This window comes from Thioflexithrix psekupsensis, assembly GCF_002149925.1.
In the GTDB taxonomy this organism is placed as follows: domain Bacteria; phylum Pseudomonadota; class Gammaproteobacteria; order Beggiatoales; family Beggiatoaceae; genus Thioflexithrix; species Thioflexithrix psekupsensis.
This window is the reverse complement of the sequence record NZ_MSLT01000023.1, coordinates 654,418-679,780: the sequence shown is the minus strand read 5'-3', so window position 1 is coordinate 679,780 and position 25,363 is coordinate 654,418. Positions and strand designations below refer to the sequence as shown.

Here is a 25,363-nt window from a genome sequence, read left to right as displayed (position 1 = left end):
AAAATGCCATCAGAATTTATTCCTCTTTTATTCATGAGAAAGTTATATCATGGTCAATAATCCAAATAGTCAAAAAAATAAGGAAATCTTAGATATTAGCCTTTATTTAAAATTAATGGTAGAAAAAGAAGCGTCTGATATTTTTTTCACAGTGGGTTCGCCTGTGCGTTTAAAAATTCAAGGGCGTTTAGTCACTGTGGGTAAATTAGAATTAACACCCAATATGATGCAGGCAATCACTCGTCATATTATGAATGATACGCAACGCATTGTTTTTGAGAAAAGTTTGGAATTAGATTTTGCCTATAGTCTAGTAGAAGAAAACATTCGTTTTCGGGTTAATGCGTTTCGGCAAAAAGGTGAAATTTCCATTGTTATGCGCCATATTCGCAGTCATGTTCCAGAAATTGATCAATTATTTCTACCCCCCGTGTTAAAAGATTTAATTATGCGTAAACGGGGGTTATTACTGATGGCAGGCGCAACCAATTCAGGAAAATCAACCACTTTAGCCGCTATGCTCAATCATCGCAATGCCAATCATCCCGGTCATATTATCACAATTGAAGACCCAATTGAATTTATCCACCCGCATAAGAAATCTTTAGTCAATCAACGTGAATTAGGTTTAGACACGCATTCTTATGTTAAAGCCTTGCGCAGTTGTATGCGAGAATCGCCCGATGTGATTTTAATTGGAGAAATTCGAGATCAAGAAACCATGTCGGCTTGCATTGAATTATGCAACACGGGACATTTAGCGATTTCTACTTTACACGCCAATAATGCGTATCAAGCGATGCAGCGAATTGTCAGTATGTATCCTTTTGATCAACATCGACAATTATTTATGGATGTTTCTCTTAATTTAGTGGCGATTATTTCGCAACGTTTAATTCCCAGTGTGGATGAAAAACGAGCCGCCGCCGTCGAAGTGATGATTAATACGCCACATATTGCAGATTTAATTTTACAAGGGCGAATAGATGAATTAAAAGAAGCCATGTTAGACAGTTCTGTGGAGGGAATGCAATCTTTTGATATGGCTTTATTTAGCCTTTATCACAGTGGCAGAATTACTTTAGAAGAAGCATTAAGTCATGCGGATTCACGGACGAATTTGGAAGCTAAAATTAATTTTGGCTAAACAATAAAGGAGTTTCATTCATTGTGAGTGGCGCAAAAGAATTATCCAACGCAGAAAGACGACGTTACCCACGAGTGACATTGCCTGTTTATTATCGTCCCGCACGTTTACGAGCAGAATATTCTGCTAAACCCTTGTTAAACATTGGGTTAGGTGGTCTTCGCGTGTACAGCGATGAACCGTTACACATGGGAGAGCGTTTGGAAATAGAATTGTTTTTTGCCGATAATACCACATTGACGTGTACGGTTAAAGTGGTGTGGATAAAACCTTTAAATGAAACAGAAATGGCACATTATGATGTGGGTTTAGAATTTATTGATATTGAAGCCCATGATTTACGCAAATTAGCCCGTGTATTGAACAGCGAATAAAAAGTGCCAAGTATTGACTTGGCACGGAATCATTAAACCAACGATTCTCCTCTCCCAATCCCAAAATAACGAAATCCTCGCGCTTTCATGCGTTTGGGGTCGTAAAGGTTGCGGCCATCGAAAATAACCGCTTGTTTTAATTGATTTTTTATTGCGCTAAAATCAGGACTACGGAAAACTTTCCATTCTGTCATGATAATCAAAGCGTCCGCCTTGTCTAACGCCGCATGAGGCGAGTCGCACAGCTTAAAATCAGCCCGCTGCCCGTAAATCCGTCGCGCTTCCGACATGGCTTTGGGATCGTAAGCCTGCACTCGCGCCCCCGCCGCCCATAACAGCGATAATAATGTACGACTTGGAGCTTCTCGCATATCGTCAGTATTAGGCTTAAAAGCTAAACCCCAAAGCGCAAAACAACGCCCTGTCAGGTCTTCTCCGTAGAATTTTTTAATTTTATCGAATAAACGGTGATGTTGCTGTTGGTTGACGTTTTCTACCGCTTGAAGAATTTTGGCTTCACCGCCAAAAGCCTGAAAAGTGTGACGTAAGGCTTTGACATCTTTGGGAAAACAAGAGCCACCATAGCCACAGCCCGCATATAAAAAATCAAAACCAATCCGCGGGTCTGATCCAATACCCAGTCGCACTTGTTCAATATCCGCGCCTACACTGTCGGCTAAATTAGCCATTTCGTTCATAAAACTGATTTTTGTCGCCAATATGGCATTTGCAGCATATTTGGTTAATTCCGCCGAGGCCACGCTCATGACGATCAAGCGATCTCGATTACGGTTAAAGGGCGCGTATAGCTCACGCATCACCTCAATGGCTTCTGGCGAATCCGTGCCTAGCACAATACGGTCAGGACGCATAAAATCGGCAATAGCAGCCCCTTCTTTCAAGAACTCAGGATTAGAGACAACATCAACGGGATAATCCAAGCCACGCTCATTGAGGGCGCGCAGAATTGTATTTTTTACTGCTGTGGCTGTTCCCACGGGGACGGTGGATTTATTCACTACGCATTTGGTTTCAGTCATTAACTGTCCGATCACGTGCGCGACTTGCAAAACATACTGTAAATCAGCCGATCCGTCCTCATCGGGCGGCGTTCCCACTGCAATAAATAGCACTTCGCCATGTTGCACCGCTACGGCGGGATCAGTGGTAAACTGTAATCTTCCTGTATTAAGATTGGTGACTAACAGATTTTCCATACCCGGCTCGTGCATAGGGACAATACCTTGATTTAACAGGGTAATTTTCTCGCTATCCACATCAACGCATACCACATGATTGCCCACATCCGCAAAACAAGCCGCTGTGACCAAACCCACATAACCCGCACCAAAAACACTCACCCGCATGGTTATTCCTCGCTTTTTAGGTTGATAAAGAGGGGTAAAATAGTTTTACTGTGACAGAGTAATGTGAATGATAAATGACAAAGGCAAGCCCACTCCCCCCAGAGGATAGGAGTGGGTGGGTAGAAATGCGGTAAACGGCGTTATCCGTTACCTCCTTTTGCAACCATCAGTGACAACAAGAACGATTCCCTGTTGCGAAACGAGACCACACTAAGGCTTCTTGTCCATCTGTTTCGTTGGGAGATTGAGCAACGGGAGTGCCTTTGGTGTAAAGGCTGAGGGTTTGTAAGGCGTGGCGACTGCCGGTGTCTTGCCACAATTCTAGGGCTTGCAAAGGAGATAATAGGGCTTGCGCAGAATTGACTTCACGGGTTGCTTGTAAAATATCCATTAATCCCACAAAATGGCGTGATAATTCAGCAAACAGCCGAGCGCGCACTCCCGCCAGCGACGCTGATACCATCGCATAAGCACTCACGCCCAAATTCACGTAATAACTCACGCGCACCCGCCGCTTTTGGGCGCGTTCGGGAAAAAGCCCAGAAAATAACAAACATTTATCGCCCACATCCCGTAATTGGGTTTCACGTAATTGTCCGTGGGCATCTAGGGAATCAAGGTATTCCAACGCCATGACACTGTGCGCCATCTCTGTAGTATTACTGTGGCGCATCAATAAAAACACCAAGTAACTCTGCAACTCCTCGTCTAAATGAGCCGCACACAACTGCTCTGCCTCGTTGATCAAGGCGTGCCATTGGGCAGTTGCTGAAGGATTAAGCACCAAAGTTTCCATGATAAAACTCCTCTACCGATCATCACCATTATTAGTATTAGGTGTAGCATTTATTGATCCATTTTGAAAATCTAAGCGCATAATCGGTATAATGCACGAGATTAAGGTGCAGTCATCGCTTATTTTTCTTAAAAAAATCCCGCTAAATCAGTTTTTTAATCCATAAATACCCAAATCTATCCCCGTTGCGTGTAAGAGGTGTTTGGGAAAACAACACAAAATAAAAGCGCAATCTTGTGGCATCTACGGTGCAATTTTGTTGCAAATGCCACAAAATCAGACCATTGATACCTCCGCACCCATTCATTGGAGTCCGTTATGTTTGAAGAAAGAACACGTTTAATTATTGAAGAAAAATATATTGAATTGGTGGCTATTGTGGTCGCCAAGTTAAGAGAAATGCCCGTCAATGCGGTGCTGGACAGTATAGAGCCGCGTCATACCACTGTATGGGAAGCATTCGCCGCTCAATTCGGAATCAACCGAGATGACGATGAAGACGAGGATATGTATGAAATATACGGTGAAGTGGTGGCTGGCGTTTGTGAGGATACTGTAGAACAACAATTGACGCTGACAGAATTGCAGTTATTATGGCTGGTGTCTGAAGCGGCTTCGATTTGGGAAGAAGATGAATTTCCCGATGAAGTGCAAATGTTAAGTGAAGTCGCTGAAGAATTGTTGTCATGGGTAGAGCAAGAGGCCGAAGAACCCGAATTAATTGAAGAAATGGACTCTATACAACGGCATTAATCCCTTCTGATTCGCTCTGATTGAAATTGAAAAATAATGAATAAACCCGCGGCTACTATGGGATTGACTTCGCCTTCTTTGATTGAACGTCTCGCTAAAAGCGCAGGCAAACCTTTTTGCCAACGCAATGAGGTGGCGTTGTTTCAAGGAAATTGTTTAAAAACGGGCTTATTTGAAGAACCGTTTATTGATTTAATGGTGACCTCTCCACCGTATAATGTTGGTATTGATTATCAGTCTAATGATGATACATTAGGTTATGCGGATTATTTGGCATTTAGTCGGCAATGGTTGACCAATTGTTATGATTGGAGTTTACCTGAAGCGCGTTTTTTGCTTAACATCCCTTTGGATAAAAATAAAGGCGGCCAGCACAGTGTGGGCGCGGATTTGACCACGTTGGCGCAGCAAGTGGGCTGGCGTTATCACAGTACGATTGTGTGGAATGAAAGTAATATTTCTCGTCGTACTGCTTGGGGATCGTGGCTGTCGGCTTCTGCGCCCTATGTGATTGCGCCTGTGGAGTTGATTGTGGTGCTGTATAAGGAACGCTGGAAAAAAACCCGCGGTTCTAAAATTTCTGACATCAGCCGCGAAGAATTTATGGCGTGGACGAACGGCTTGTGGACGTTTAACGGAGAAAGTAAAAAGCGAATCGGACACCCTGCGCCTTTTCCGCGGGCATTGCCTTATCGAGCGATTAAGTTGTTTAGTTACGTGGGGGATGTGGTGTTTGATCCGTTTGCGGGCAGCGGCACCACGTTATTGGAAGCCTTCGCGCAAGGTCGGCAAGGGATTGGTGTGGAAATCGACGGCGAATATTGTCAATTGGCTTGTCGTCGTTTGGCGGCGGAGACGGTTACGCCAAGCGATTGATTTTATTATAAAAATAAATGAGAAAATATTTTTTTCTTCAACGAGGAGCAATTATGTTGCATTTAAGTGAATTATTAATTCAACATCCCGAATTAAATAACTTTTCCGAATTAGAACAATTGGTTTCCACCCATGCCAAAGCCACTCGTGAACGTTTCTTTCGCATTGATGTAAAACCTTCGTTTCCCGATACGCCCGAAAATTGGGAAGATCGGTTAGAAGCGGCTTTTTACTAGGGGAGAAAATAGCGATGTTTTGGCAAGAAGAAGATGACCATGTGAACGATACGACAGCCGCACAGCAAGTGGATGTGGCTTTTGAAATTGTGAAGGGGCAGGTTTTGCCTTGGGATCATGCTTATTTACTCTCCCAAGCGATTCAGGGGCATTTGCCTTGGTTTGCCCGTACTGCGGGGGCTGCTTTGCATTTGATCCGCGTCGCTGAAGCCAATGGTTGGCAAAAACCGACGGAAAATGAAGGGGTTTTTTATCTTTCGCGGCGAACTCGCTTAATGTTGCGCGTTCCTACGGAACATTTGGCTGCGGCGCATGCTTTGACAGGGCAGCGTTTAGAGATTGGGGAGTACAGTTTAAGCATTGGGCAGGGACAGGTGCGGCCGTTAAAACCTTTCCCCGTTTTGATTGCCCATCATGTGCTGGCCCCTGTTGATCAGGATGAATCTGATTTTATCGCCGAATCGGTGGCACAATTGCGACACTTGCATATTCATTGCCGTAAGGTATTGTGCGGTAAACAGCACCAGTGGCAAAGCCCTGAATATCCTTTGCTCACGCGCAGTTTGATGGTGGCTGATTTGAATCGAGAGGATTCTTTGCGCTTACAGCAACATGGCTTAGGTATCGCTCAACATTTGGGATTTGGGGTGTTTGTTCCCCACAAGGACATTCAAGCAGTCAGTAAAAGTAACGCTGAAGAGATGTAACATGAAATGGTGCCGACAAGTGGAATCGAACCACCGACCTACTGATTACGAATCAGTTGCTCTACCGACTGAGCTATGTCGGCCCTTAGGATTGGGACATTGCACAAAGGTGCATTGTAACTTTTTCAGTCTATCAGATCAACTTCTCTGTAAGTATTTTATTCTAATTCATAATAGGCTCTCGTTGTTATCAGTATAATATATACCAAAATTAAGTCATTCATAAAATTTTTTCTGTCAGAATCAGAATTTACAGAATTTTAGGATTTTCAGAATTAAAGAATAAAAAATCTGTTTAAAATAAATGACTTGCAAGAATAAATTTTGAAAATTCTTGTGTCTGTAAATTCTGATTCTGACAAAATAAAGGTTCTATGAACCACATCTTTTGGGTATAGAACCTTTACTTGCAAGGCGTGCGGATTTGAAATCGATAGAGATTCAAACGCAAGCAAAAACGTGTTAAACGAAGCATTGAGAGTTATCAATGCTATACGAACGCCGAGCGGATGTCAGACTTTAGCGGCGTAAGCCGCCAAAGCAATCTGCGTTGAAGCGTTTAGAGGAGCATAGAAAATTCTTTTCTATGTGAATCGTAACTATTAGTCTATTATAATTTACTAGAGACTTTCCGACGACATCACACTTTTACCTTTGCGAGCTTGCTTCATGTCGAATCCACCCAGACGTGTAACACCACCCAGTGATATGGGCGATGTGTGCCGATCTTTGACTGAGTTGTCAGAGATATTAGACGAACATTACAGCCGTCATCAGGAGATTTTTGAAAAAACCACGCGACGTTTTGGTTATGGTTTAATCATGATTGGTTTGGTGGCCTTGATGATCAGTGCGCTGATGCTGAAGATGATTATGAGTGTAGAGGGTAATATGCGCGAAATTAGCCGAGAAATGGTGCAAATTCGAGAGACGATGCCCGCGATGCTGTACATGGCAAAAAACACTCAAGAGATGACCAACAGTATGTTGTCATTGACGGATAGTGTGCAGTCGATGAATAAGAATTTTTTGGATTTGAATCAGGATATGACCCGCATCAATGTGCAGCTTGAGGCAATGAATGCCAATATGGCTGTGATGCCTGATATGCAGAGCAACGTGGAAGCCATGGGGTTAATTATGCACCGTATGCAGCACGATACCCTGCGAATGCGTCACAGTATTTATGGTATGGAACAAAACGCCAATAATATGATGATGCCGTTTCGGATGGTTAATGGTTTTTTGCCTTAACCATAGCAATTCTGTTTTTTAAGCCGCCACGTTCACTTTAAACAAACATACTTTATCGCCAACCGCTCGACATTGCGGTTCGGTCACGGTGACGTTGGGGATGAAGGGGGCTTGGTTCAGCACACCTTGAATAAAGCCTGTCAGGAAAAAGCATTTAGGCACTTCACTGCCAAAAACTAAGTCCATTGTATTGCTAAAGCGACGGCTGAATAGGGACACGGTAATTTCTAAATCGGTGTCTTTGATTTGGCATTGGGCAACGTTGTTGAGTAGGGGAATCACCATTTTTTGTAGCCCTTCTTTGATGTTTTTCACTTCGCGCAGTTGTGCGTGTCGCAAGGCTAAACGCCGCCCCACCGCTTCTCCTAATAAGGTCACTTTGGCTTCCTGTTCGCTACGGTGAAAGCTGTCTTCGTATTTTTGGGTGACTTCAACCAGTTTGTTAGGCCATGTTTGGGCGATTAATTCTAGTAAACGTCGCCCTTCTTGGTCTAGGTTGAGATCGACAACCAGTGATTCTTCTTTGGGTTGAATCACTACGTCTAACACTTCTTTTACGCCCAGTAAACCCTGTAGTTGTTGAATCAGCGGTGCAGGATCGACGTGTCCGCCTTCTGTTTCTAAAATTAATTGGGAGAAACCTGTGTTAGGGTCTTGATGCACGGTGTGTTTTTGGTATTTTAAGCCATATTGCATCACGACTGCGGCAGCAGGGCCTAAAACGCCAGAAATTTGTTCAACTTTTAAAATAATATCAATGTGATGGGTGTGCATGATGAGTTTAAGCGCGGTAAGATGAGGGGGTTTTTAGGTGTTTTTTTTTGTGGGGATATGAGGCGGATTAATTATATAACGAGATGTTATCTTTACGGCAAGATTTTTTTAATAATCAGTGGTTCTTTGTTAATTCTTATGCAACAATTCAAAAGTCGGGTGTTTTTTTCGTTGGGCTGTAAAAAAATAGTGACAAATGGTTTTTAGTGGTTTATAATGCGCAGCTTCTACATTGTCACGGGGTGTAGCGCAGCCTGGTAGCGCACTTGAATGGGGTTCAAGTGGTCGGAGGTTCAAATCCTCTCACCCCGACCAGTTATTTTTTTTCTAATCAAAAAGTTATCCTTGTCTTTCAATTCCTCCCGACATCTTGAAAAAAAGCACGTTCGATGCGGTTCAGTTCAATTCAGTTCAAAAGTTAGTAGCCGTTGTTTGTGTTTGGAAAAGGCCAATTAAGTGGTGTTTGTTTGGTGTGAATTCGGTTTGTGGGCTGTTATGGTGTTTTGTGAAAATATTTTATGTTTGTTTTGAGTCTTATTGTTAGTTATTTGCCAAAATTTTGCTCGTTGGGTAAAATTCTGTGAGATAGCTGTAATATTTTTTGGTGTGATATTTAATTGTTTTTTGAATTAAATTCGTTTTCTTGACTTTTTAAGAGGCGTATGGAAGAATAGCTTCAACTTCGACCTCCGTTTACGCCAAAACCCTAGGAGGTCGAAGTTGAGAAGAGTTATACGGTCTATGAAAAATCAACAACTTACGTTGTGTTTCAGTGCTACACGACTTAGTCGTAACGCCGCCAAACCGCATAATTCGGAGGGTTTTCAATTTCCCGTTCGGGGTAGAAAGTGAGGCTTTAGGTTTAGATTTACTTTTAGTAAGATGTTTTCAATTTCCCGTTCGGGGTAGAAAGTGAGGCTTTAGGTTTAGATTTACTTTTAGTAAGATGTTTTCAATTTCCCGTTCGGGGTAGAAAGTTCACTCATCTTATCCAAAGCAGCTTTGGTCAACTTGTTTTCAATTTCCCGTTCGGGGTAGAAAGTTCTGTTCAATTGAGTAATGTCGCTAATTTTCTTTGGTTTTCAATTTCCCGTTCGGGGTAGAAAGTTTGACACGGCTGAATAATCTGCGTACATTTCTGTAGTTTTCAATTTCCCGTTCGGGGTAGAAAGCATTTTGAACTAAAAAACGACTGCGTAAACGCAACTCGTTTTCAATTTCCCGTTCGGGGTAGAAAGTTCCTAATTAGAGTACACCTTTATGCGTATAGCCCGGTTTTCAATTTCCCGTTCGGGGTAGAAAGCAATCGGATCGTGTGGTGAATGCACAAACCGCGCTGGTTTTCAATTTCCCGTTCGGGGTAGAAAGAGATGATTATGGCTCTGGGCAATATTATTGCAGGCGGGTTTTCAATTTCCCGTTCGGGGTAGAAAGTCCTCCCCAGTAATTTGACAAGGTGGCTTTCCCGGTGTTTTCAATTTCCCGTTCGGGGTAGAAAGGCATATCCGAACGAAGAGGAGTGAATAGTTCGGAGAGGTTTTCAATTTCCCGTTCGGGGTAGAAAGGAAATCCTCACGAATTTCACCCTTAAATTCATCTAAAGTTTCAATTTCCCGTTCGGGGTAGAAAGCATCAATATGGCGTTGCTTGGGCGCAATAAATTCCGCGTTTCAATTTCCCGTTCGGGGTAGAAAGCCAGTGAGTTCCGTGCGAAAAATTGCGGCGCGGCTGGTTTCAATTTCCCGTTCGGGGTAGAAAGAATTCAAGAGAATTTAATAACGACGGGTGGTGAAAAGTTTCAATTTCCCGTTCGGGGTAGAAAGTGCAAAAGTGTTTGTCCGCGCTTTTACAATACCTAAGTTTCAATTTCCCGTTCGGGGTAGAAAGTTAAAAAACTCACCGCTGGCAATTTTCCCTTCTGTTGTTTCAATTTCCCGTTCGGGGTAGAAAGATATGTGATTATCTCTGCGCTATTGGCATCACGGATGGTTTCAATTTCCCGTTCGGGGTCAGCAATTCTCAATTTAAACCCTTACAACCAACAATGTTTTTATAACTGATTGAAAGTAAAGATGATGAACAAACTCGAAGCATTTTTCCAAAAAAATCAGCAATATTTTTTTGACTACCTGATTGGTCGAATAATAGAAATGTCTGAAAATTTGCCTGATAGTCGTAAGACTAAAACAGCGAACAACCTTAAATATATAGCTACCGCAACGTAAAAAGAATATTCAAACCTGTGAAGTTTCCTACAAATTTGACAGGTTCAGATTATCTTTTTATAGTGCCTCAACTATAGCATGAGTGATGCTTTTTTGAGTGCTTTTTCTGTTTTTTTCACACAAAGCTCTTCTTTTCTCGATTATCAAACTCGAATGGAAAAAGCACACGGGAAAAATAACGCCCAAAGTATTTTTGGCATACATAAAATCCCCAGTATGAATCAAATTCGTAATTTACTGGATACCGTTCCTGAAACTGAGATTTATCCGCTATTTTATGAACTTAATCAATTTCTCTATGATAATGGTTTTTTACAAAACTTCATGAGTAAAAACAATGGATTATTTATTGCTTTGGATGGCACTGATTTTTTCAGTTCTCAAAAGATTTCTTGTCCATGTTGTTTAAAAAAAGATTTGGTTAACGGTAAAGTTTTATATCGACATAGTGCATTAACTCCCGTTATCGTTGCACATGGACAGTCCTGCGTGATACCGCTGCCGCCTGAATTTATTCAGGCACAAGATGGCGCAGAAAAACAAGATTGCGAAATTAATGCGGCAAAACGTTGGTTGGACAACTGGGGTAAATATTACAGCTTGTGGCAAGCCACTTTGTTAGGGGATGATTTGTTTGCGCATCAGCCTTTTTTTGAAAAAGCCATTGCGCAAGGCTTTGATATTATTACTTCTTGCAAGCCAAACTCTCATCAAACAACTCATGAGTGGCTGTCTGAATTTGAGCAAATGAACAAAATACAGTCGCTACAAACCCATCATAAACACGGAAAACAACGAACAACCCGACATTATCGTTACATGAATCAAGTTCCTTTGCGTGATGGTAACGATGCGTTAATGGTTAATTGGTTCGAGTTGGTAGAAATTGATGGACAAGGGAAGCAAAAATACAAAAATAGCTGGATAACCACCCATAAAATAACAGAAAAAAACCTTGCAGAACTGACAGATGCAGCGAGAGCGCGTTGGAAAATAGAAAATGAAAACAACAATATTCTAAAGAATAACGGCTATCATTTTGAGCATAACTTTGGTCATGGTAAGCAACACTTATCTAACTTACTGGCTACGTTGATTTTATTGGCTTATTTAACGCATACGATGCTAGAATACTTGGATGAGACCTATGAAAAAGTACGTCTTTTGTGTCCATCAAGACGCACATTTTTTGAGCAGTTACGCACCCTGATGCAATATTTAGTATTCGATAGTTGGCAGCATTTGACCGATTTTATGCTTGAAGCCCTCTCTAGGCGTAATTCTTGAGTTGCTTGGTAGGACTTAAATTGAGAATTGCTGTGCTGGCACTGAGCCTGTTGAAGTGTGCGCCGTCATCTGCTACGATGGAATTCCCAAATGTCGCATAACGCTATCGCTTATGCGACCTACGCGGGCTGGGTTAGACCCACCAGTGCTATTGACGTTGAAAGCTCTTCAATTATTGTCGCCGAACGCTATTAATAGTAGCACTTTTACCATTTCTTTCGTTGATGATGGTTTTCCAGTTATTGTCATCATCAATGATAATTGTAACCGTATCACCAGCTACAGTCTCAATAGAACTGTTGTATCCAACTCTATATACGTTGCCTGAACCAATACTTTCGACATTAATGTCAGGTCCATACCACAAATAGGTTACTGTAAACGCATAACGACTATCTGCAAATACGTTCATAGAAAGAGCTGACATAGCCATAACAAATGCTATTAGTATCCCAAAATTACGATAAGTTTTAGTCATAAAAACTCTCCTTACTGAAAAATGTTGCCTAGTAAATGAGCCTGTAAAGGAACTCCCGAAAACACCATTTTTTATCTCGTTCCCAGTGCCGAAGCTGTAAAAGAATTTCATTCTTTCAGTATTCGACAACGAAAAATCAATAACTTACTAACAAAAAAACCTCTTGTTCCCAAGTGCCACTTGAGAATGCAGTCTTGACCGCGTTGCGGTCAGTACCAAAACAGGCATTTTTGGGAGTTCTTTTACAGTCTCAAATGTTAGTTAAGCTTCTATGGCAACAGAATAAAAGCCTAACATGAAGACCAATTAAACTCAATTACAGTTTGCATAAATAAGAAAAGTAGTGTAAAGTTTACAAAGTAGTCTGGGATATATCCACCCACTGTTAATACTATTTATTGCCAGTAGGAATGCTTATTTATGGAAGTTTCAAAAAAATTAAGTTTATTCGTCAATTAAAACAATGGTCACAAGAACAGATGGCTGAGAAATTGGACATGTCAGTAAAAGGTTATGCTAACATCGAGCTAGGACACACTGATGTGCAGTTATCAAGACTTGAACAAATAGCCCAAGTTTTTGGAATTGGTTTATTGGATTTGTTAGGAATGAATGAAAATAACATTTTTAATGTAAATGAATTTCAAAATAATAGTAATCCTCAATTTGCAAATTTTGGTAACTTAGTACCACATGCTAATCAGGCAAATTTAGAATATGATTTGCAAAAGATAAATTTGATTGTAGAAAATCAGATCAAAGAAATAGAATATCTAAAACAGCAAATAAATGACCTTAGAGATAAATAAATTATTAACAGAAAAAATAAATAACGTGTGTTAATTCTCATTCTACGCACTGCGTAGAGCGTTTTCTCTGACGCACTAGCGTCAACCAATACAAGGACGCTGGTCTCCATTTTTAACAAGTGCGAAGAAGCGCGTTATTATTGCGTACCCAACCAACTAAGCACTCTGCCAGTAATTAAAAAATGATAACAAACCTACATCATTAATTTTACCTGGTTTATTGACCAATTTGACTTTACCATTTTAGCGCGTAGGATGGGTAGAGGCGCGCCCGTGCGCCGGGTATTTGCCGACACACACTCCATCGCGCCGAAACCCATCACACCAACCTCGCCGTGCCGTGACAGCCTTGTAGGGTGCGTTAGGCGCGTCCTTTTGCGCCGTAGCGCACCATATCGGTACGCCTTATGTGGAAAACGAGAGCAACCGAGAGGATACAAACATGTCCAGTTTAACGCTTCACAACCTTGATGAAAGCATTGTCAACGCGCTGAAAATACGGGCGCATCGGCATGGTGTCAGTATGGAAGCTGAACATCGGAAAATTTTGGAAACTGCCCTGAAAAAAGCAGCTAAACCAAGATTCGCCGCTGTATTGATGCAAATACCCCAAGTTGGCTTAGATTCTGATTTCGAGCGAAAACAAGATGAACGTGACAAATCGGTATTTGATTGATACGAATGTCATTAGCGAACTGAGAAAAGGTGACAAAGCAGATGCAGGGGTTAAACAGTTTTTTATTCAAACAGAACAACAAAATGCAGACTTGTTTGTCAGCGTTATCACCATAGGCGAGCTTAGGCGAGGCGTTGAAATAATTCGGCATCGTGGTGATCATCAACAGGCGGATGTGCTTGAAACTTGGTTGCAAACAGTCATTGATGACTACGCTGAAAACATTCTTGAATTGACTGAAGCCGAGGCGCAAGTCTGGGGACGCTTGCGTGTGCCGCATTATGAAAATGCCCTGGACAAACAAATTGCCGCAACAGCACTGACACATGATTTGACGCTAATTACCCGCAATACAAACGATTTTGCAGCAACCGGTGTCATGCTGCTGAATCCATTTCAAGCCAAGTAGCTAAGCCTTTGTAGGGTGTGCAATATCTTTTCGTTACACACCATGCACACCATTTTGCGCAACATGATGGTAGACAAAACAATAAAAACGTTTTGTTTGTCTTTAATTGATGTTGTTCGCCATCTCACTTTTAGTATTCGATGTGCCAGCATTTAACGGGTTTTATGCTTGAAACACTCTCTAGGTGTAATTCTTGAAATATTTAGTAGGGCTTAGTGAGAATTGCTGGGATTTTAAAAAACTCACGACCGACACGCTTCACATTGCGGATATTGACGGCAGCGAGTACGGAAGCGGCTAGAATTTTTATCCTTAATTTGATACTGAATGACCGCACATTCATGCTCGGCCAACGTGCGGGAAAAATAGTGGCTGCCGTTGCCTTTGGCGACAAAAAATAACGTTTCTCCCGCTTGAGGTCGTACAGCAGCCAACAGCGACGCACGTCCCGGTAAAGCAATCGGTGTGGGCGGTAAACCCGCATAACGATAAGTATTATAAGGATTATCTACCCGCAAATCCGTCTGACGAATATTACCATCAAACGCCTCTCCCAACACATAAATCACCGTCGGATCGGTTTGCAACAACATACCGCGCTGTAAACGTCGCACAAAAACACCCGCAATATGATGTCGTTCACTGGGGTCTGCGGTTTCTTTTTCGATCAAAGAAGCCAAAATTAACGCCTCATCCGCATTACGCAACGGCAAATCTTGTGCGGATCGCTGATCCCACGCCGCGGCCAACTCCTGCCTCATTTTGCGGTGGGCGCGTTGTAAAAACGCCAGATCAGTCGTGTTAGCAGGGAAATAATAAGTGTCTGGATAAAAACGCCCTTCAGGATGTTGATCGGGATAACCTAATTTTTCCATTATCGCCGCGGCATTCAAATCTTTTAAAGTGTGAATTAATTTATCGTGTCGATGAATTAAGGCCAACATTTCCCGAAAATTTAAACCTTCAGGAATAGTCAAACTATATTGCACCGTTTGCCCGCTAATAAAAATCGCTAATAAATCTTGGGGAGTCGTGCCAACAGGAATAGGATATTCACCACTCTTAATGGTTTTTGATTGCTGCTCCCAACGCGCCAGAAATAACCACACATAACTGCCCAATGGAGTGAGTAATTGTTTTTCTTTTAAATCTTGCGCCACTTGAATCAAAGGCGTTCCCGCAGGTAATTGATAAACAAAAGGTTTATCCACAGGTAGGGGTTTTAATAACTCATTTTCATACAACCAATACGCATAAGCAATTCCCGCCGCGGCAATCATTATGCCCAATAAAAATAATCCCGCGATTCCTTTTATTATTCGTTTAAGCATAATGAATACTCCAACCGTCTTGTTGTAATTGCCGTTGAATGGTTCGCGCTGTGTCGGCTAAGGCATATCGCCACGCACCCAATTGTCGCACTGGCCATAACCCAATGATACTATTGGTTAAAAATATCTCCTCTGCCTCCGCCAATGCCGACAAAGGATAATATCCTATCACCACAGAATAACCCCAAACATTGGCTTGATCAATAATGCGCTGGCGAATAATTCCATTCACACCGCACTGATCTAAATTAGGCGTGAATAACGTTTTATCTTTAACCCAAAATAAATTCGTCATTACCCCTTCACATAAATAATCCAACGAATCTAATAAAATTGATTCACTGATCAACGGATTTTGCCATTCTTGACGCGCTAACACTTGTTCTAAACGATTTAAATGTTTTATGCCCGCCAAAGTGGGTTGTCGTGCCACGCGCAAACGCCCGACACGCGCAATCACACCGCGTTGCCAGTGACTTAATGGATAATCAGGAAGAGGATAAGAAAGAAGAAAACAGGTGGGCGTAGGGTCAGAAGGTGGCGCATAACCACGCCCCGCACTGCCTCGCGTCACGATTAATTTGATGACACCACGAGAAAGGGACTGACTGCGGGCTTGAATGTCCCGATCCAGTTGGGCAAACGACGGCAAAGGTAAGGATAAACGCGCCGCTCCCTGCTGCAAACGCTGCCAATGGGCTGTCCACGCCAGCGGACAACCCTCAGCAACCGCAATGGTCTCAAATAAACCATCACCATAATGCAGCCCACGATCCAAAGCAGATAAGGGCGACTGTCCATCAAAAATAACACACTCAGAAACAGGACACACGACACATTAAGTCAAACGTTTAAAAATCAATGTGCCATTCGTCCCACCAAAACCGAAAGAATTAGACAAACTCACCTCGATTTTTTGCGCTCGCGCCTGATTCGGCACATAGTCCAAACCCGCACACTCAGGATCAACGTGATCTAAATTCATGGTCGGCGGTGCGACTTGATCGCGGATGCTGAGAATGGCAAAAATCGCCTCCACCCCACCCGCTGCACCCAATAAATGTCCCGTCATCGATTTGGTTGAACTGACTGCGAGACGTGAAATGTGATCGCCAAAAGTGCGTTTAATCGCCAATGTTTCGATTTTATCACCGGCGGGAGTCGAAGTGCCGTGGGCATTGACGTAATCAATTTGTTCTGGATTCAACTGGGCATCGCGTAAAGCATTACGCATACATTGCGACGCGCCCAGACCATCTTCTGAAGGGGCAGTCATGTGATAGGCATCGCCACTCATACCAAAACCCACCAACTCAGCATAAATTTGAGCATTGCGCCGTTTAGCGTGTTCATATTCTTCTAACACCACCACGCCCGCACCGTCACTTAACAGAAAACCATCCCGATCTTTATCCCACGGCCGACTGGCGGTTGTGGGCGAATCATTGCGGGTAGACAAAGCGCGTGCCGCAGCAAAGCCCCCTATCCCCATCGGAGAACAGGACATTTCCGCACCACCCGCCAACATCACATCGGCATCTCCGTAAATGATTTGTCGAGCGGCAATGCCAATATTATGCGTTCCTGTAGAACACGCGGTGACAATCGCATAGTTAGGGCCTTTAATGCCGTAACGAATGGATAAATTGCCCGCAATCATATTTGTAATATTGCTGGGAACAAAGAAGGGAGAAATTTTGCGGGGGCCACCTTTAAGATAGGCTTCGTGTCCTTTTTCGATACCGGGCAAGCCGCCGATGCCAGACCCCACGGCAACGCCAATGCGATCTGCATTTTCTGGAGTAATGACCAATCCCGAATCGGCTAAGGCTTCAATACTCGCTGCAATCCCATAATGAATGAAAGGGTCCATTTTCCGTGCTTCTTTTGCCGGCATAATGTGGGTGACATCGAACCCCTCAATTGTCCCAGCGATGCGACAGGAAAACTCACTGACATCAAAATGGGTAATGGGTTTAATGCCACTTTTACCGGCCAGCACGGCTTCCCAACTGCTTTTTACGGTCAAACCCACGGGTGAGATCATCCCCAATCCCGTGACGACGATACGTCTTCTAGCCACGTTCACACCCTGTTTTACTTTGCTGATGGACAGTATTTAGTACACGACTCGACAAAACGACTCAGTACTCACCATCGTGAAGCTCGAATTGACCCATTAACACCGCTTACGTGATTCTCTCTGGTGAGAGGCTAAAAGATTAAAGCGGTGTTAGGTTCAATCTATACGGCTTGATGGCAATGCGTCGCAGAAAAAACTACGATTGATGCGCCAAAATGTAGTTAATGGCTTGTTGTACAGTGGTGATTTTTTCCGCTTCTTCGTCGGGAATATCACAACCAAATTCCTCTTCCAACGCCATGACCAATTCTACCGTATCGAGCGAGTCTGCACCCAAATCATCGACAAAAGAAGAGTCGTTTTGTACTTCCCCTTCTTGTACGCCTAATTGTTCAACGACGATTTTCTTGACACGTTCTTCAACGTCTTTACTCATGACAAATTATCCTCCGGGATAGTATAAAGTAACCGCACAATACGGCTGGTTTGCGAATGATTCAAAAAGCAACAATCTAAAAATTGTCGCCAGTTAGGGCATGTACATACCACCATTGACGTGTAAGGTTTCGCCGGTGATATAAGCAGCGGCCGGTGAGGCTAAGAATAACACCGCGGCCGCAACATCGTCGGGCGTTCCTGCACGGTTCAGTGGGATAGCGTGTAGTAACTGATTTCTGTCCGCTTCAGGCAGTTGTCGCGTCATATCCGTGTCAATAAAGCCGGGCGCGACATTGTTCACTGTGATTTGACGCGAGCCGATTTCCCGTGCAAGGGATTTGCTAAAAGCGATAAGGCCTGCTTTTGCTGCTGCATAGTTTGCCTGTCCCGGATTACCTGTCAAGCCCACGACCGAAGTTATATTAATAATTCGTCCGTGTCGGGCTTTGGTCATACCGCGCAGGCAGGCTTTGGAGAAATGAAAAACCGAGGTTAAATTGGTATCAAACACACTTTGCCATTCGTCGTCGCTCATGCGCAACAACAAGTTATCACGAGTCACCGCGGCATTGTTGACCAGAATACTTGGTGTATTTTTACCGAATTGTTCCATAAAAGCGTGAATGTCTTCAGCCCTCGCCACATTGAGCATTTGACCTTGTCCGGGACGGGGAGCGTTTTGTAAGGCTTCGGTGATTTGTTGTGCGCCGGCTTCGGTGGTGGCGGTGCCGTAAACCATCGCGCCGGCCTGCGCCAATGCTACCGCAATCGCTCGACCAATGCCACGAGTTGCGCCAGTGACTAAAGCGGTTTCTGTGCTGAGATCAAAATTCATATCGCAGTTGGGTCTCTTCTTTATTTTAAAATAAGGGATAAAAGATCAGTTCCAGAATGTAAAACATTATCCCACGGCCATCACATCGGCTAAGGTGGTTTCTAAACTACTCGGATCAAAAATGGGCAAGGATTTAATGCGACGATCAATGCGTTTATTTAAACCCGACAACACTTTACCCGGCCCACATTCGATTAACGTTATCGTACCTGAATTGACCATAGACAGCACCGTTTCCGACCAACGCACCGGGTGATCAATCTGGGCGACTAATGCAGCGCGAATTGCAGCCACATCACTTTTTGCAGTGACATCAACGTTGTGAATCACGGGAATTTTAGGCACAGACAACGCCGCACTGTCCAAACAAACCGCCATCCGATTCGCCGCTTCTGTCATTAAGGCACAATGCACCGGCGCACTGACCGCTAATTTAACAATTTTTTTCGCGCCTGCGGTTTTTGCCGCCGACATGGCGCGTTCTACTGCACTGGCATGACCGGCAATCACCACTTGACCGGGTGCATTAAAATTAACGGGAGACACCACCTCGCCTTCGGCCGCTTGGACGCAAACAGCGGTAATCTCGGCATCGTCCAATCCCAACACAGCCGCCACCGCACCCACACCCAATGGCACGGCTTCATACATAAATTGTCCACGGGCAGCGACTAAACGCACCGCTTCGGCATATTCTAAGGCTTCAGCGACGGTTAAAGCGGTGTATTCGCCAAAACTATGACCGGCCACCACAGACGGCATTCCTCCGCCCAAAGATCGCCAAATCCGCCAAATCGCAATTTCCGCAGCTAACAAAGCGGGTTGGGTTTTGTCGGTGCGATTCAATAATTCTTCGGGGCCTTCTTGGGTCAACTGCCACAAATCATAACCTAATTGTGCAGAAGCCTCAGCAAAAGTGTCTTGCACCAACGGATAAACGGCCGCCAATTCAGCCAACATGCCCAGCGATTGCGCGCCTTGTCCGGGAAAAACAAATGCAAATGATGAACTCATAAATTAATTTTTTAATTAAATTAATAGGTTAATAACACAGAACCCCAAGTAAATCCGCCGCCAATCGCTTCTAATAACACCGTTTGTCCGCGTTGAATGCGTCCATCACGGATGCCGATGTCTAACGCCAGAGGTACGGAGGCCGCAGAGGTATTGCCGTGTTCTGGGACGGTAATAATCACTTGTTCTAAGGGTAATTTTAACTTTTTCGCGGTCGCTTTAATAATGCGAATATTGGCTTGATGGGGAACGAGCCAGTCGATAGATTCAGGAGATAATTGATTGGCTTGTAAGGCTTCATCGACCACTTGGCTGAGGGCATTCACGGCGAATTTGAACACATCACCGCCTTGCATTTCGGTAAAACCCGATCCGTTGATCAAACGGCCTTGTGCCACCGTGCCGGGCGTGGTCAGCATATCGTGATAACTGCCGTCAGCATGTAAATGGGTGGATAAAATACCGGGTTGATCGCTGGCTTCTAAGACTACCGCGCCCGCGCCATCACCGAATAATACGCAAGTATTGCGATCATTCCAGTTCAAAATGCGAGAATAAATTTCCGCACCGACGACTAAGGCTTTTTTCGCACTGCCGGCACGAATAAATTGATTGGCAATGCTCAGTGCATAGACGAAACCACTACACACCGCTTGTACATCAAATGCGGGTGCGCCGTGGTTGCCTAGACGGGCTTGTAATAAACAAGCGGTGCTGGGGTAAATGCGGTCGGGCGTGGTGGTGCCGAGAATGATTAAATCCAACTCCTCAGCAGTACAGCCAGCAGCGGCCAGCGCGTGACGCGCAGCGTGTTCAGCCAAGTCACACGTGGTTTCGTCGGGAGCGGCAAGGTGACGTTGCCGGATACCTGTGCGTTCTACAATCCATTCATCGCTGGTATCCACCCATTGCATCAATTCTGTATTGGAAACAATGCGTTTTGGTAAATAACTGCCGGTGCCGGCGATCCTTGCGTAGTTCACCCTACTTGCCTTTTTTCGTTAAGAAATGTGTCGAGTTGATCCGCAATTCGGGCAGGAACATTTTGTTCAACTTCTCGAATGGCTTCTTTAATGGCATTGGCAAAAGCCAATTGATCGGCACCGCCATGACTCTTAATCACGATGCCACGCAATCCTAATAAACTCGCTCCATTATAACGCCGTGGGTCAATTCGACGACGTAAATGGTTTAAAATCGGTAGGGCAATAAATGCCACTATACGGGTTAATATATTTTGGGTAAAACTTTCTTTGACATAGTGGCTGATCATTTTTGCCACACCTTCGGAGGTTTTTAAGGCGACATTGCCCACAAAACCATCGCATACCACCACATCCACTGTTCCCTTATAAATATCGTCGCCTTCGACAAAACCAATGTAATTGATAGAGTCGGCCGCAGTCAGTAAACGAGCCGCATCGCGCACACAATCATTTCCCTTAATTTCTTCTTCCCCAACATTTAACAAGCCCACTCGCGGTGTGGACACATTTTTTACTGCGCTGGCCAGCACGCCGCCCATCACGGCAAATTGAAACAAATGTTCCGGACTGACTTCTACATTCGCACCTAAATCAAGCATATAGGTGTAACTGTTGCGCATGTTGGGTAACGCGGTAATGATCGCCGGACGGTCAATCCCCGGTAATGTTTTTAACACATAACGGGCTGTGGCCATTAACGCACCGGTATTGCCCGCACTGACGCAGGCATCGGCTTCTTTTTCTTTGACCAGATTGATCGCCACGCGCATGGAAGAATCTTTTTTGTTACGCAGCGCGTGCGAAGGCAGTTCGTCCATTGCCACCACTTGTGAGGTGTGGCGAATGGACAAACGTGGCTTAATGGCAGCAGACGCTTGGCTGAGGTGTTCGGTTAATGCGGCTTCGTCTCCGACTAGGATCAAGTGGACCTGATCGTTTTCGCTGAGAACATGAAGAGCCGCCGGTACAGTCACCGTCGGGCCAAAGTCACCACTCATCGCATCTAAAGCAATGCGAGTGATCAATTATTCATCCTTACCGGGCAGAATCTTGCGTCCGCGGTAATAGCCATCAGAACCAATGTGATGCGGACGATGTGCCAAGCCAGTAATGCTATCGTGAGAAATTGCCGGTTTTTTTAGGGCATCGTGTGAGCGGCGCATTCCTCTTTTGGAGGAGGTTTTGCGGGTTTGTTGTACAGCCATGGTGTCGTGAAAATTCCTGTGTCAGGGTTTAATGTTTTTTCAGTGTGGCCAAAACGGCAAACGGATTGGGTTTGATCGCAACGGGTTCATCCGCCGGATCGACGTGGACAGTTTCGTCGGCAATCACGTTGAGATTATTGGGACACTGGTCATGTTTAGGGATAATAGGTAAAGCCAAAACCAGTTCATCTTCCACAAGGGAAAGTAATGATACAGGCATTTGCGTTAAAAGCAACGCTTCAAATTCGTCTGGAACTTGGTCTTCGGATTGACCGGGACGCAAGACCATCAGGGCAGTCGATGCCGTCAACACATAATCCACCGGCTGCAAACAGCGTTCGCAGATCATCGGCAATAACGCCCGTATCCAGCCCTGAATTAAAATCTGTTGCTCTTCATTGAGAGAAAAAGACCAGTTAAACTCTGCATGTCCGCGCAGTTCGCACAAGCGGTCATGAAGGCGCGGCAATTGGTGAATTTCATAACGTCCCGTTAAGGTCTCAGCCTGTTTTGCTAGACGCAGCGGGTCGATGGTCTTGGGTAATTGAGTCAACATAAGCGATCAATCCTATCATTTTCAACAAGTCATGTCAATTTTATGGAGACAACAGGTGATAACACATTCAAGCAACAATTCAGCACATTTACCGCTTATTTTAGCGTCCACTTCGACTTTTCGTCACGAATTATTATCACGTTTGGGCATTCCTTTTACGTGTTTTGCGCCGAATGTGGATGAAACGCCTTTAGCAGGAGAAGCGGTGTATGATTTGGTGACTCGTTTATCTCGTTTAAAAGCGGCTGCGGCGTGTGAGACTTATCCGGCCGCGCTGGTGATAGGTTCGGATCAGGTGGCGTATTGTCGCGGGAAGGTGTTGGGGAAACCGGGACATTTTGCCGCAGCGGTTGAGCAGTTGCAGTGGATGAGTGGGCAGACGGTGCAATTTTTAACAGGATTGTGTGTGTTAAACACGGCCACAAGACAAGCTGAAACAACAATTGTCGAAGTGGAAGTCCAATTTCGGGCTTTAACTGTGGCGCAAATTGAAGCTTATTTGCGTAAGGAATCGGCGTTGGCGTGTGCGGGCAGTTTTCGTTCGGAAGGTTTGGGAATTGCGTTGACTGAGGCCATTCGTTGTGATGATCCGACGGCTTTAATGGGATTGCCTTTAATTACACTGGTGAAACTGTTGAATAATTTGGGTTTTGATGTTTTAACAGTGAGTACATAATGACTAAGATAAAATGGGTTATTTTTTGGGTAAAGGTGGGATTAATCGCGCCAGTTTTTGCAACGGAAACATCGAGCTTATTACAACTGTCTTTAGAGGATTTATTAAATGTAAAAGTTATCAGTGCCAGTAAACGCAATGAAGTGGCTGAACAAGCTCCTGCGACTATTTATGTGGTGACAGAAGAACAGATTAAAAAACTGGGTTTGCGGGATTTAAAAGAAGTGTTGGCCTTGATACCGGGGGTAGATATTTCTAATAACGATTTTTTCTTACAAGGCGGTCAACGGGGTTTTATTGGTTCTTTTGCGCAATCGTTAATTTTGATTAACGGCAGAGAAATGAATAATTTAATCGCAGGAGAAACCTTTATCTCTAATCAATTTAGAACCCATAATGTCAAGCAAGTTGAAGTCATTGCAGGCCCTGCTTCTGCTTTATATGGTGCGAATGCGGTGGGCGGATTGATCAATATTATTACTAAAACAGCCGATGATATGGATGGGCTTGAAATCCAAGCCAATTATGGGGCTTTTGATACGCGAGAAGTGAGCTTATTATTTGGTCAAACGTGGGGGGATTTAAAATTAAGTGGTTCTGTGGCTTATTACCAATCACAGGGAGCGGATTTTAGCGAATTTTTATCTAATACGGCTTTAGTCTCTCCCAAAGCAGAAAATAATGCCTACCGCCATTTGCCAAATAAATATGGTTATTCTAATCCTTCTTCGGCTTTGCCTATTCATTTATCGCTTGAATATCAAGGCTATTATGCGGGATTGGAATATTATCGCAATGATTCGGGGCGGGGAACGGCTTCGATTCAATGGGATTATCATTCATCGCAAGATTATCGAGAATTGGCCATGCCTTATTTGGGTTATCGTTGGTTAAATTTATTGGATGATAAATTAAACATAGAATTAGAATATCGTTATTATTGGGAGCAATTTTGGGGAAATCATACCGAATCAACAAGTACCATTGAAAATCCTATCACAGGCGAATTATTACGTGATAATGTGACACTAGAAGATGTGCATCGTTTTCGCGGTTATTACAGCAATCATAATAGCCGTGGTTCGCGCAAACATTGGGGCTTATTAAGTGGCAATTATCGCTGGAATGACACCCATTATAGTTCTTGGGGATTAGATTATGTGTTAAGCGATATTGTCAGCGCGGCATGGTCAAGAACAGAAGGCAAACATCCCGCATTAAGTGAGGGTAATTATCAGCCTGCTTTTAAAAATCATCAATGGAGTATTTATTTACAAGATCAAAGCGATTGGTTTAACGATAAAATCAGCTTAACTTTGGGGGCGCGTTTGGTGCAACATGAGCGTTATGGGCGTAAATTATTACCGCGTTATGGCGTGGTTTATAAACCTTTAGAAAAAACGACTTTTAAGGCTTTATACGGTAAATCATTTCGTGAGCCAACCGTATTTGAAATTAACGACAATACCGCAATTCGCCCAATGGAAATGGACACCTATGAATTGGCGTGGCATCAATATTGGGGAGAATATGTTAAAAATGAAACGGTTATTTTTTATAATCAAGCGAAAAATAGAATTACTGCGTCTGATGTTTTGGCTTTTGCAAATGAAGGCAGTTTTAATTCGCAAGGCTTAGAAAATCGTTTAAGTTTTAAATATCAAGCCTTAACAGGCTTTTTAAATTATACCTATATGGACGAGGTCACAATAGAGAATCAAGGCATTAAAGAAACTGTTTATGATATTCCACGCCATAAGGCAAATGTGGCATTCATTTATGATATGAATTCACAGCATAGTTTTGGGATTGTGGGAACATATCACAGCGCGATAAATACGGATTATCAAGGCGATAAATATCGCATTGATCCATATTGGGTGTGGGATGCCACGTGGCATATTGCTGACCTGAATGTGTTAGGTCAAACTTTGGAAATGGAATGGATATTAAAAAATGTTTTTGACACCCGTTATTTTCACCCTGAACCGCGTGATGCCAATATTTTGCAACATGTACAGCCAGAACGGCATTTAATGTGGCAGGTGCGGGGACAGTTTTGAGGTTTTTG

General features: G+C 43.6%; 27 protein-coding genes, 2 tRNA genes, 1 pseudogene and 1 CRISPR repeat array. Of the genes and pseudogenes, 15 read left to right on the top strand and 15 right to left on the bottom strand.

Annotated features, from left to right (window positions below; all coding sequences use genetic code 11):
* The first annotated feature begins 49 nt into the window (after window positions 1-49).
* Both TPSD3_RS15550 and TPSD3_RS15545 read left to right on the top strand, forming a co-directional pair.
* Entirely contained in the window at window positions 50-1,147 is a 1,098-nt protein-coding gene (locus tag TPSD3_RS15550; protein ID WP_086489443.1) for a PilT/PilU family type 4a pilus ATPase, read from the top strand.
* 23 nt (window positions 1,148-1,170) lie between these two features.
* A complete protein-coding gene (locus tag TPSD3_RS15545; RefSeq protein ID WP_176329898.1) occupies window positions 1,171-1,521 on the top strand; it encodes a PilZ domain-containing protein in 351 nt (116 codons plus the stop codon).
* A 32-nt stretch (window positions 1,522-1,553) separates the two neighbouring features.
* Here the strand turns inward: TPSD3_RS15545 and TPSD3_RS15540 are convergent, their stop codons facing one another.
* On the bottom strand, window positions 1,554-2,888 hold the full coding sequence (locus tag TPSD3_RS15540) for a UDP-glucose dehydrogenase family protein (protein ID WP_086489441.1): 1,335 nt from the start codon (window positions 2,886-2,888) through the stop codon (window positions 1,554-1,556).
* Between the two features lie 166 nt (window positions 2,889-3,054).
* The gene (locus TPSD3_RS15535; protein WP_086489440.1) at window positions 3,055-3,684 is read right to left on the bottom strand and encodes a hypothetical protein; all 630 of its coding nucleotides are present in this window, start codon (window positions 3,682-3,684) and stop codon (window positions 3,055-3,057) included.
* A gap of 318 nt (window positions 3,685-4,002) precedes the next feature.
* Between TPSD3_RS15535 and TPSD3_RS15530 the strand changes: the two genes are divergently transcribed.
* Genes TPSD3_RS15530 through cas6 form a run of 4 tightly spaced genes read left to right on the top strand, consistent with a single transcriptional unit; the run spans window position 4,003 to window position 6,256 of the window.
* Window positions 4,003-4,437 carry a hypothetical protein gene (locus TPSD3_RS15530; RefSeq protein WP_086489439.1) on the top strand — a complete coding sequence of 145 codons (435 nt, stop codon included), beginning with the start codon at window positions 4,003-4,005 and terminating at the stop codon, window positions 4,435-4,437.
* Between the two features lie 36 nt (window positions 4,438-4,473).
* On the top strand, window positions 4,474-5,313 hold the full coding sequence (locus tag TPSD3_RS15525; protein WP_217884477.1) for a DNA-methyltransferase: 840 nt from the start codon (window positions 4,474-4,476) through the stop codon (window positions 5,311-5,313).
* Between the two features lie 53 nt (window positions 5,314-5,366).
* Window positions 5,367-5,549 (top strand): sulfur relay protein DsrC, encoded by a 183-nt coding sequence (locus TPSD3_RS15520; protein WP_086489438.1) that lies wholly within the window; start codon window positions 5,367-5,369, stop codon window positions 5,547-5,549.
* Between the two features lie 14 nt (window positions 5,550-5,563).
* A complete protein-coding gene (cas6, locus tag TPSD3_RS15515) occupies window positions 5,564-6,256 on the top strand; it encodes a type I-MYXAN CRISPR-associated protein Cas6/Cmx6 (RefSeq protein WP_086489437.1) in 693 nt (230 codons plus the stop codon).
* Window positions 6,257-6,263: 7 nt separating this feature from the next.
* Here the strand turns inward: cas6 and TPSD3_RS15510 are convergent.
* A tRNA-Thr gene (locus TPSD3_RS15510) sits at window positions 6,264-6,339 on the bottom strand.
* Between the two features lie 319 nt (window positions 6,340-6,658).
* Here TPSD3_RS15510 and TPSD3_RS18415 point away from each other — a divergent pair.
* Together TPSD3_RS18415 and TPSD3_RS15500 are read left to right on the top strand one after the other, a co-directional pair.
* Window positions 6,659-6,787, top strand: a pseudogene (locus tag TPSD3_RS18415) (zinc ribbon domain-containing protein); the annotation flags it as partial.
* A gap of 138 nt (window positions 6,788-6,925) precedes the next feature.
* A complete protein-coding gene (locus tag TPSD3_RS15500; protein WP_086489436.1) occupies window positions 6,926-7,510 on the top strand; it encodes a hypothetical protein in 585 nt (194 codons plus the stop codon).
* An 18-nt stretch (window positions 7,511-7,528) separates the two neighbouring features.
* On the opposite strand, the gene TPSD3_RS15495 is transcribed toward TPSD3_RS15500, so the two are convergent.
* The gene (locus TPSD3_RS15495; RefSeq protein ID WP_086489435.1) at window positions 7,529-8,284 is read right to left on the bottom strand and encodes a V4R domain-containing protein; all 756 of its coding nucleotides are present in this window, start codon (window positions 8,282-8,284) and stop codon (window positions 7,529-7,531) included.
* Window positions 8,285-8,522: 238 nt separating this feature from the next.
* On the opposite strand from TPSD3_RS15495, the gene TPSD3_RS15490 reads away from it, so the two are divergent.
* Both TPSD3_RS15490 and TPSD3_RS15485 read left to right on the top strand, forming a co-directional pair.
* A tRNA-Pro gene (locus tag TPSD3_RS15490) sits at window positions 8,523-8,599 on the top strand.
* 505 nt (window positions 8,600-9,104) lie between these two features.
* Window positions 9,105-10,235: a CRISPR direct-repeat array (repeat unit 29 nt; unit sequence GTTTTCAATTTCCCGTTCGGGGTAGAAAG).
* Window positions 10,236-10,587: 352 nt separating this feature from the next.
* Window positions 10,588-11,796, top strand: coding sequence for a hypothetical protein (locus tag TPSD3_RS15485; RefSeq protein WP_086489434.1), 1,209 nt, complete (start codon window positions 10,588-10,590; stop codon window positions 11,794-11,796).
* Window positions 11,797-11,968: 172 nt separating this feature from the next.
* Here the strand turns inward: TPSD3_RS15485 and TPSD3_RS15480 are convergent, their stop codons facing one another.
* Complete coding sequence (locus tag TPSD3_RS15480; protein ID WP_086489433.1) at window positions 11,969-12,274, bottom strand: hypothetical protein; 306 nt, start codon at window positions 12,272-12,274, stop codon at window positions 11,969-11,971.
* A gap of 410 nt (window positions 12,275-12,684) precedes the next feature.
* Between TPSD3_RS15480 and TPSD3_RS15475 the strand changes: the two genes are divergently transcribed.
* The 3 genes from TPSD3_RS15475 (at window position 12,685) to TPSD3_RS15465 (ending at window position 14,168) form a co-directional block, all read left to right on the top strand.
* The gene (locus TPSD3_RS15475) at window positions 12,685-13,083 is read left to right on the top strand and encodes a helix-turn-helix domain-containing protein (RefSeq protein WP_086489432.1); all 399 of its coding nucleotides are present in this window, start codon (window positions 12,685-12,687) and stop codon (window positions 13,081-13,083) included.
* A gap of 442 nt (window positions 13,084-13,525) precedes the next feature.
* A complete protein-coding gene (locus TPSD3_RS15470) occupies window positions 13,526-13,759 on the top strand; it encodes a FitA-like ribbon-helix-helix domain-containing protein (RefSeq protein ID WP_086489431.1) in 234 nt (77 codons plus the stop codon).
* The gene (locus tag TPSD3_RS15465; RefSeq protein ID WP_086489430.1) at window positions 13,731-14,168 is read left to right on the top strand and encodes a type II toxin-antitoxin system VapC family toxin; all 438 of its coding nucleotides are present in this window, start codon (window positions 13,731-13,733) and stop codon (window positions 14,166-14,168) included. The genes TPSD3_RS15470 and TPSD3_RS15465 overlap by 29 nt, the downstream gene beginning before the upstream one ends.
* 242 nt (window positions 14,169-14,410) lie before the next feature.
* Here the strand turns inward: TPSD3_RS15465 and mltG are convergent, their stop codons facing one another.
* From mltG to TPSD3_RS15415, 10 genes are all read right to left on the bottom strand, one after another.
* Window positions 14,411-15,499, bottom strand: coding sequence for an endolytic transglycosylase MltG (gene mltG, locus TPSD3_RS15460; protein ID WP_086489429.1), 1,089 nt, complete (start codon window positions 15,497-15,499; stop codon window positions 14,411-14,413).
* Window positions 15,492-16,331, bottom strand: coding sequence for an aminodeoxychorismate lyase (pabC, locus tag TPSD3_RS15455; RefSeq protein WP_086489428.1), 840 nt, complete (start codon window positions 16,329-16,331; stop codon window positions 15,492-15,494). Before pabC ends, mltG begins: the two co-directional genes overlap by 8 nt.
* A gap of 6 nt (window positions 16,332-16,337) precedes the next feature.
* The gene (gene fabF, locus TPSD3_RS15450; RefSeq protein WP_086489427.1) at window positions 16,338-17,582 is read right to left on the bottom strand and encodes a beta-ketoacyl-ACP synthase II; all 1,245 of its coding nucleotides are present in this window, start codon (window positions 17,580-17,582) and stop codon (window positions 16,338-16,340) included.
* A 196-nt stretch (window positions 17,583-17,778) separates the two neighbouring features.
* A complete protein-coding gene (acpP, locus tag TPSD3_RS15445) occupies window positions 17,779-18,018 on the bottom strand; it encodes an acyl carrier protein (RefSeq protein ID WP_086489426.1) in 240 nt (79 codons plus the stop codon).
* Between the two features lie 93 nt (window positions 18,019-18,111).
* A complete protein-coding gene (gene fabG / locus TPSD3_RS15440) occupies window positions 18,112-18,855 on the bottom strand; it encodes a 3-oxoacyl-ACP reductase FabG (protein ID WP_086489425.1) in 744 nt (247 codons plus the stop codon).
* Window positions 18,856-18,921: 66 nt separating this feature from the next.
* Window positions 18,922-19,869: an ACP S-malonyltransferase gene (fabD, locus tag TPSD3_RS15435; RefSeq protein ID WP_086489424.1), complete on the bottom strand. Its 948-nt coding sequence runs from the start codon at window positions 19,867-19,869 to the stop codon at window positions 18,922-18,924.
* A gap of 20 nt (window positions 19,870-19,889) precedes the next feature.
* On the bottom strand, window positions 19,890-20,852 hold the full coding sequence (locus tag TPSD3_RS15430) for a beta-ketoacyl-ACP synthase III (RefSeq protein WP_086489423.1): 963 nt from the start codon (window positions 20,850-20,852) through the stop codon (window positions 19,890-19,892).
* The gene (plsX, locus tag TPSD3_RS15425; RefSeq protein WP_217884476.1) at window positions 20,849-21,880 is read right to left on the bottom strand and encodes a phosphate acyltransferase PlsX; all 1,032 of its coding nucleotides are present in this window, start codon (window positions 21,878-21,880) and stop codon (window positions 20,849-20,851) included. Before plsX ends, TPSD3_RS15430 begins: the two co-directional genes overlap by 4 nt.
* On the bottom strand, window positions 21,881-22,060 hold the full coding sequence (rpmF, locus tag TPSD3_RS15420) for a 50S ribosomal protein L32 (RefSeq protein WP_086489422.1): 180 nt from the start codon (window positions 22,058-22,060) through the stop codon (window positions 21,881-21,883).
* Between the two features lie 28 nt (window positions 22,061-22,088).
* Window positions 22,089-22,616 carry a YceD family protein gene (locus TPSD3_RS15415; protein WP_086489421.1) on the bottom strand — a complete coding sequence of 176 codons (528 nt, stop codon included), beginning with the start codon at window positions 22,614-22,616 and terminating at the stop codon, window positions 22,089-22,091.
* Between the two features lie 55 nt (window positions 22,617-22,671).
* Between TPSD3_RS15415 and TPSD3_RS15410 the strand changes: the two genes are divergently transcribed.
* Both TPSD3_RS15410 and TPSD3_RS15405 read left to right on the top strand, forming a co-directional pair.
* Window positions 22,672-23,292 carry a Maf family protein gene (locus TPSD3_RS15410; protein WP_245391617.1) on the top strand — a complete coding sequence of 207 codons (621 nt, stop codon included), beginning with the start codon at window positions 22,672-22,674 and terminating at the stop codon, window positions 23,290-23,292.
* On the top strand, window positions 23,292-25,355 hold the full coding sequence (locus TPSD3_RS15405) for a TonB-dependent receptor plug domain-containing protein (RefSeq protein ID WP_086489419.1): 2,064 nt from the start codon (window positions 23,292-23,294) through the stop codon (window positions 25,353-25,355). Before TPSD3_RS15410 ends, TPSD3_RS15405 begins: the two co-directional genes overlap by 1 nt.
* The last annotated feature ends 8 nt before the right edge of the window (window positions 25,356-25,363 follow it).